This is a genomic window from Photobacterium minamisatsumaniensis, assembly GCF_050336695.1.
Lineage (GTDB): Bacteria > Pseudomonadota > Gammaproteobacteria > Enterobacterales > Vibrionaceae > Photobacterium > Photobacterium minamisatsumaniensis.
The window spans coordinates 1-7,162 of record NZ_JAKJSI010000009.1 but is presented as its reverse complement, the minus strand read 5'-3'; the positions used below and the strand labels follow the sequence as shown (position 1 = coordinate 7,162).

General features: G+C 39.4%; 5 protein-coding genes. All 5 read right to left on the bottom strand.

Going from position 1 to position 7,162, the window contains the following annotated elements; all coding sequences use genetic code 11:
- A partial coding sequence (locus L4D78_RS00375; protein WP_428465110.1) for a hypothetical protein occupies positions 1–275 on the bottom strand: 275 nt, incomplete at its 3' end.
- Between the two features lie 9 nt (positions 276–284).
- Positions 285–1,550, bottom strand: coding sequence for a UDP-N-acetyl-D-mannosamine dehydrogenase (gene wecC / locus L4D78_RS00370; protein ID WP_428465109.1), 1,266 nt, complete (start codon positions 1,548–1,550; stop codon positions 285–287).
- 36 nt (positions 1,551–1,586) lie between these two features.
- On the bottom strand, positions 1,587–2,711 hold the full coding sequence (gene wecB, locus L4D78_RS00365; protein WP_428465108.1) for a non-hydrolyzing UDP-N-acetylglucosamine 2-epimerase: 1,125 nt from the start codon (positions 2,709–2,711) through the stop codon (positions 1,587–1,589).
- A gap of 145 nt (positions 2,712–2,856) precedes the next feature.
- Positions 2,857–5,022 carry a polysaccharide biosynthesis tyrosine autokinase gene (locus L4D78_RS00360; RefSeq protein WP_428465107.1) on the bottom strand — a complete coding sequence of 722 codons (2,166 nt, stop codon included), beginning with the start codon at positions 5,020–5,022 and terminating at the stop codon, positions 2,857–2,859.
- 113 nt (positions 5,023–5,135) lie between these two features.
- Positions 5,136–6,272 carry a polysaccharide export protein gene (locus tag L4D78_RS00355; RefSeq protein ID WP_428465106.1) on the bottom strand — a complete coding sequence of 379 codons (1,137 nt, stop codon included), beginning with the start codon at positions 6,270–6,272 and terminating at the stop codon, positions 5,136–5,138.
- Between the last annotated feature and the right edge of the window lie 890 nt (positions 6,273–7,162).

Here is a 7,162-nt window from a genome sequence, read left to right as displayed (position 1 = left end):
TCATAATACAATGTATAAAAATAAATAATAACAGATACAATTGGAATAAAACAAAGTAATTCTTTATCAAAACTAAATGATTTATTTTTCTTTCCTTCCAATAATGCTCTCGCAAAAGGAATACCAAAACTACCTAAAATAAATGAAAATTGAGCACCTGTAATCATTAACTGGTATACGGCTCTATCTTCAACACTTAATAACCGAACAACCAATATTGAAAATATAAGTGAAAATATAACTCCAGAAAGACCTAGAAATATTTTTAACAACATTGACTTTTACTACCATATGCCTTTTGTATCAATAATGATGCCTTTAGGTACTTTGTTATTTTTAAAAGAATGATGATCAACTAATAATAAATGTATATCTGCTTCTTTTAAAGCAAGTTGAAAATCTACAAGCTCAACATTTTTTACTCTCAGAGGTAATACACTAATATTTGGCTCGACTACTATTACCCGACCGCTGTGAATAATAGAGACTTCTTTTGTAATCGCCATTGCTGGACTTTCACGCAAATCATCAATATCAGGTTTAAATGCTAGACCGTAACAAGCGATGGTTACTTCACGTGCAGTTTTTTCAGGGTTTGCTTGAAGGAAGTCAGCAATGGCCATTTTTACTTTGTTTACTACCCACTCAGGCTTACCATCATTCACGTTACGTGCTGTGTGAATAATTTGCGCTTCTTCTGGTGTTTTTGAAACGATAAACCAAGGGTCAACCGCGATACAATGTCCACCAACACCAGGACCAGGTTGTAAGATATTTACACGTGGATGTCGGTTAGCTAATGCGATTAATTCCCATACATTAATATCTAGCTTGTCACAGATAATTGACAGCTCATTGGCAAATGCTATTTGTACATCACGCGAGCTATTCTCTGTTAATTTGGCCATTTCAGCGGTACGTGCATTGGTAACAACACAATCACCTTGAACAAATGTCTTGTAAAGCTCAATCGAACGCTTTGAACAACGTGGTGTCATGCCACCAATAACACGGTCGTTTTCGACTAATTCGCGAACTACATGTCCCGGTAAAACACGCTCAGGGCAGTGTGCGATATTTATATCGGCACTTTCACCATGCGTCTGTGGAAAGCTTAATTCTGGACGCGCTTCTGCCAGCCATGCCGCCATTTGCTCTGTTGCACCAACAGGCGAAGTTGACTCTAAAATAACCAAATCACCTTTCTTTAGAACTGGGGCAATCGCTTTACTGGCAGATTCAATGTAAGACAGATCAGGCGCTGGAACTTCCCCCTCTTTACATGGTAAAAAAGGTGTTGGTACCGCAATTAGAAACGCATCCGCAGGTTCTGGTGTCGTCACAGCTTTTAAATAACCTGCGCTAACAGCTGCACTCACAATCATATCAAGCTCTGGCTCAACGATATGAATTTCACCTTGGTTAATGGTATCTACAGCATGTTGACTTACATCAACACCAATAACTTTTTTCTTTCTCGACGCAAACATGGCAGCGGTTGGCAAACCAATATAGCCCAAGCCAACTACAGAAACTGTTTCAAATGACATTTTCTTTCCTTTAATCTTTTAAGCAAGTAGACAATACTACTTAGCTAATTCATTCAGAATGCGTTCACATGCTTTGCCGTCACCGTATGGATTATGGGCATAGCTCATTGCCTTATATGCAATATCATCAGTCAGTAATTCATTCAAACTACTCACTATTTTTTCAACGTCGGTTCCAACAAGCTTCACCGTGCCTGCAGATACTGCTTCTGGTCGTTCTGTGGTATCACGCATAACTAATACTGGCTTACCCAACGAAGGCGCTTCTTCTTGAATACCGCCAGAGTCAGTTAAAATAATATATGCACGACTCATTAAATAAATAAATGGTAGATATTGTTGAGGTTCTATCAGATAAATATTGTCAATACCCGCAAGAATACGATTTACCGGCTCTCGCACATTAGGGTTTAAGTGCATTGGATAAAGAATTTGTGATTCTGGGTGCTGCTTTGCTGTTTCCGCTAATGCTTGGCAGATACGTTCAAAACCTCCACCAAAACTTTCACGACGATGTCCCGTTACAAGAATTAACTTTTTGTCTGAATCAAGTAATGGAAATTGTGCTGCTAAGGTTGCATTCAAATCAGCATCGTTTTCTATTTTGCTTTTCACCATTAGCAATGCATCAATAACGGTGTTACCTGTTACTGAAATATATTCAGGATCAACATTTTCTTTCAACAGATTCTCTTTTGATGTATTAGTGGGTGCAAAGTGGTACTTTGTTAATGCGCCGGTTAACTTACGATTCGCTTCTTCAGGCCACGGCGAATAAATATTTCCAGTACGTAGCCCAGCCTCAACGTGTCCCACTGCAATTTGTTCATAATACGCAGCTAAGCTTGATGCAAAAGTTGTTGCAGTATCGCCATGAACTAATACCACATCTGGTTTAAACTCCTGTAATACAGGCTTTAATTCCAGTAAAACACCTGCAGTAACATCATTAAGCGTCTGGCCTGCTTTCATCAAGTTCAAGTCAAAGTCTGGGCTGATTTCAAAAAGGCCTAACACTTGGTCTAGCATTTCACGGTGCTGGGCTGTTACACACACTTTTGCGTCAAAGCGTTTGTCGGCAGCCAAAGCATGTACTAATGGTGCCATTTTTATTGCTTCTGGGCGAGTACCAAAAACCGTTAATACGCGTTTCTTTTCCATTTTATTTCCACTATATTTATCCAAGATAGTCTGAATTAGTGACTCTAAGAATAATCTGTAACACTTCAGTTAGAATGTAATTAGTATGAAAAAGGCACTGTCTCCAGTGCCTTTGCAATAAGTTAAGATCTAACCTACCATTTAATTATTTAGACGATTCATAACTATAATTGTAATAGCCATAGTTACCACCGTAATAACTACTTGCTTTACGAATAACTGCATTAAGAATAAAACCTTTTACTTCTATTCCACTTTGTTCAAAACGATGCTTGGTGACTTCAATTTCCTTCACTGCATTTTGACCAAAGCGACCGACAAGTAACGTCGTACCAGCATGGGCACCGACAATAGCAGGGTCAGTAACAGCTAGAATTGGTGGTGTATCTACTATTACAATATCGTAGTTATCTGACGCCCAATCCATTAATGCTTTAAAGCGGGGATGCATTAATAGTTCTGATGGGTTAGGTGGCACGTCACCGCGACCAATAAAGTCTAAGTTTTCTACACCGGGTTGTTTAAGCAAACTTTCAATGCTTGTTTGCCCGCTTAAATAGTCTGAAAGGCCTGGTTTCGGGTTAACCGCCATTTGCTTTTCCATCCGGCCTTTACGCATATCGGCATCAATCACCAATACTTTAGAGCCCGATTTAGCCACAACGGCTGCCATATTAGCCGAAACAAACGATTTACCAATGCCAGGACTAGGGCCTGAAATCATCAGAATATTGTTTTTCGCTTCCATCATTGCGAAATGCAAGCTGGTGCGCAGACTGCGCAATGCTTCAATTGACAGGTCGGCTGGGTTAGAAACAGCCAATAAGGTATCTTCAACGCTAAGTTGTTTCTTCCCTTTTTGTTTTTTCTCTAGCTCTATCTGCCAATCAGACATTGGTACACTAGCATATACAGGTAGTCCAATTGCTTCAATTTCATCTGGGTTTTCAACACCACGATGAAAAGCCGCGCGTAGCAATGCGATAGCGGCAGAAAGCATACCGCCAAGTAATGTCGCTAATACCACAATTAATGGTTTTTTAGGCTTAACTGCGTTTGTATAGGATTGTGCAGCATCTAGAATGCGCACATTACCCACAGTGCTTGCCTTAACAATGTTTAATTCTTGCACTTTATTCAGAAGTTGAACATAAATTTGCTGATTAACTTCAACATCTCGTGTTAAACGTAAAACTTCACGTTGCGTTTTCGGTAACTTCTGGATCTGTTTATTTAAACGATCACGCTCACCTAGCAGGGTTTTCCGCTTATCAAGTAACGAAAGGTATGCAGGGTGTTCTTTGGTAAAACGCTGCGAAATTTCACTTTCTTTAAACGTCAGTTCATTCAACTGTGATTCAATCGACACCATTACATCAAGGGTCGATTTCGCCTCTAACCCCAAATCGATAGACTCATTGTCTTGACGGAAGCTATTTAGCTTATCTTCTGAACTGGTCAGCTCTATTTTAATATCAGGTAAGTGAGCGCGCAAAAATTGCAAGCTATTTTCCGCCTCAGCTGAATTTCGCTCCACATTCTGTAAAAAGTAATTTTGGCTGATATCATTAAGTGTTTTTTCAATCGTCTTGCGGTTTTCACCTTCTAGCGACAACTGTAAAATGCCGGTTTGCTTACCACGTTCACTCACCGTCAAATTACTTTGTAATGATTGAATTGCATCTAAGCGTGAACGTTTTGCCAGTGTAAATGTATCACCATTGTCTGCTAATAGGTCAGTAACAAACAGCGTAAAATTACTCTTTTGTACTAGCTCACCCACTTTACCGTTAAGCACGCTCCGTTCATTACTATCAATTAACTCAAACGTGCCTTTTTGACCATCCGTTACCACTAATGTAAAGACGGGAACACCAATATAGCTCGGTATATCAAAACGGCTAACCGAAATCTTATGTTGTGTTCCTTGGATACGCGCTAGCCCTTTACCGATAACAGGCAAGTAGTTAGGCGTAGCAACCGTAGTTTGGTTTAGCTTATCGACGGTTTGGCCTAGAATCATGCGTGATTTAATGATTTCAATTTCTGTAGATGACGAAGACTCACTAGAAAATAGTTCGCCCATATCACCTAATGCAGACATACCAGAGCTTTTTTGCTCTACCTGTAGTAAGCCATCGGCTTTATAAATTGGAGAGGCTAATAAAGCATAGGCTATTCCTAAAATAGCAAAAACAAAAGTGGTTGCTATAATGCTCCAACGGTTGTCAAGTAAAATACCGAACAGCTTTCCCAAATCGATCTCATCTGAGTCGTTATTTTTTACCGGGATATTTTGGGTAACACTCATAAATAGTTTCAACTTAATATCAAATGTTAAGCAACGATGTACACGGTATTACATCGTCCTTTAAGTTTCGCATAATAGCTAAATCAGTAGACTTTCATACATATGACAGTTTTCTACCATGTTCTTACACGATTTACACCTTCAGTGAGGTTATTAAAGCCACTGATTGTTGGTAGTAATTGAGCGATAACACGATTCCAACGCGTTAATGGCGCTGCAGTGACATACACAATATCGTAAGGTTGCAAGTCAAATTCCGTACCTATTACCAATGCTGATGCATCTTTAATATTTAATTGATATACATCAGCCAATGAACCATCATTTTTATTGGCATTCACATTGCTACGAATAACAAATACGCCAGTAGCATCAGCAGACAATTCGTTTATGCCACCAACATTGCTCAGTGCTTCAGTCAGGCTCATACCTGCGCGATCAATTTTTAGTAATTTGGGGTCGTTAACTTCACCCATCACAAATACTTTTTGTGCATCGTTTCGTGGGACATGTACAATATCACCAGGGCGAAGTAAGCGGTTTTGGGTTAAATCGCCACGTTGCATTAAGGCATACAAAGAAAGACTTTCTTCTGTGCCATTACGGGTTAAGGTCACGTTACGCCAATCTGCATCTTCTGCTAAACCACCCGCGCGGTTAATCGCATCTAATAATGTTAACGGTACATTGGTGATGGCTTGCTGTCCGGCTTTATCGACCTCGCCGGTAATGTACGCTTTTTGTGAACGAAAAGACGCTACATTTACATCAACTTGTGGGCTTTCAATAAATTCGGCCAACCGCTTCGCCATTTCGTTACGAACTTCGGTAACCGTTTTGCCTTCAACTTTTACCAAGCCTATATAAGGGTAAAATATAGTACCGTCGGCATGTACCCAGTTACCCGCTTCGGTAGAACTACGGTAAGAACCCGCAGGAATAGTTAATTCAGGATGATCCCAAATTGTTACGTTTAGAATATCACCAGGGCCAATACGGTACTGGTAACGTGCCAATTCCGCATCAAGAGCGGTATTGATTTGTGAATACGTTTTTGGCGCTTTGAATTGATTAACGGCACTGGCGGTTAATGGGTATACATTAATCTGTTCCGAAATATCTGAATTTTCACCTTGATTTGTGGCGACAACGTTCTTGTTATCTACACTCAAGTGCGATCCAGGCACAGTACAGCCCGCAAGCATGGCCGTCGCCATCGCGGTAATTATAAGCTTCTTTGTGAAATGCATATTATTTAATAATCGAAATGAAAGTAATGGGTGCTAGGTGCTAGGTGCTAGGTGCTAGGTGCTAGGTGCTAGGTGCTAGGTGCTAGGTGCTAGGTGCTAGGTGCTAGGTAGCATATAGCCTCATTGAGAATATCAACAAGACACGAAAATTAATTTACGATTAAACATTAATCAACGGATTCTACTACCGTTAACTGGGTACTGGGTACTGGGTACTGGGTACTGGGTACTGGGTACTGGGTACTGGGTATGTTGTTTAACCAAGGTGGTTAAGTCAACATAAGAAGACATTTTTCCATGCTACCGCCCTTAGGTTATGGCTCCTAAAGACCGAATAAAATAGAAAATGTTATGTGGTAAATCACTTAAAAAACTGGTGGCTATTTTACACATTTTTTTAAGATATTGAAGTGTGAATTTCACTGTTCTAAGTGTTAAATAGCTTCTACATAAAGTTCTGCTTATAAAACACCTGCGATCGTCAAACAGCTTTAGTCGTCGCAGTTTACATTTAAACTGCTGAGCTTAAACGTTTAGTTAAATTACACCGTTACTCTATACTAAGATTAAGTCTCGATTATTGCTTTTAATATACTGTTATCAATCGTTCCGAATGAGGCTTAGCCCACAGCGAGCAAAAGTTGTTAACGAGAAGTGCTCCACCCTCATTTTTAACCAACATTTTGATGTTTTTTGAGCCAATTACATAATTTATAACTAAAATAGTTTTATGACAATACCGCAGATTGATTGCGCTATTTCGTTAATAGCCATACTATTGCATTAAAGGCGTTTTAGCTTTTTTTAGGTGATGGCTTTTACCATTTATCATTTATCATTTATCATTTGTTAAAAAACATAAGGGAATAGTATGAAAAAAACCACAATAG

Excerpts from the sequence above, each read along its gene's own strand:
- L4D78_RS00360 (WP_428465107.1), bottom strand. The coding sequence starts at position 5,022 with ATGAGTGTTACCCAAAATATCCCGGTAAAAAATAACGACTCAGATGAG.
- wecB (WP_428465108.1), bottom strand. The coding sequence starts at position 2,711 with ATGGAAAAGAAACGCGTATTAACGGTTTTTGGTACTCGCCCAGAAGCA.
- wecC (WP_428465109.1), bottom strand. The coding sequence starts at position 1,550 with ATGTCATTTGAAACAGTTTCTGTAGTTGGCTTGGGCTATATTGGTTTG.
- L4D78_RS00355 (WP_428465106.1), bottom strand. The coding sequence starts at position 6,272 with ATGCATTTCACAAAGAAGCTTATAATTACCGCGATGGCGACGGCCATG.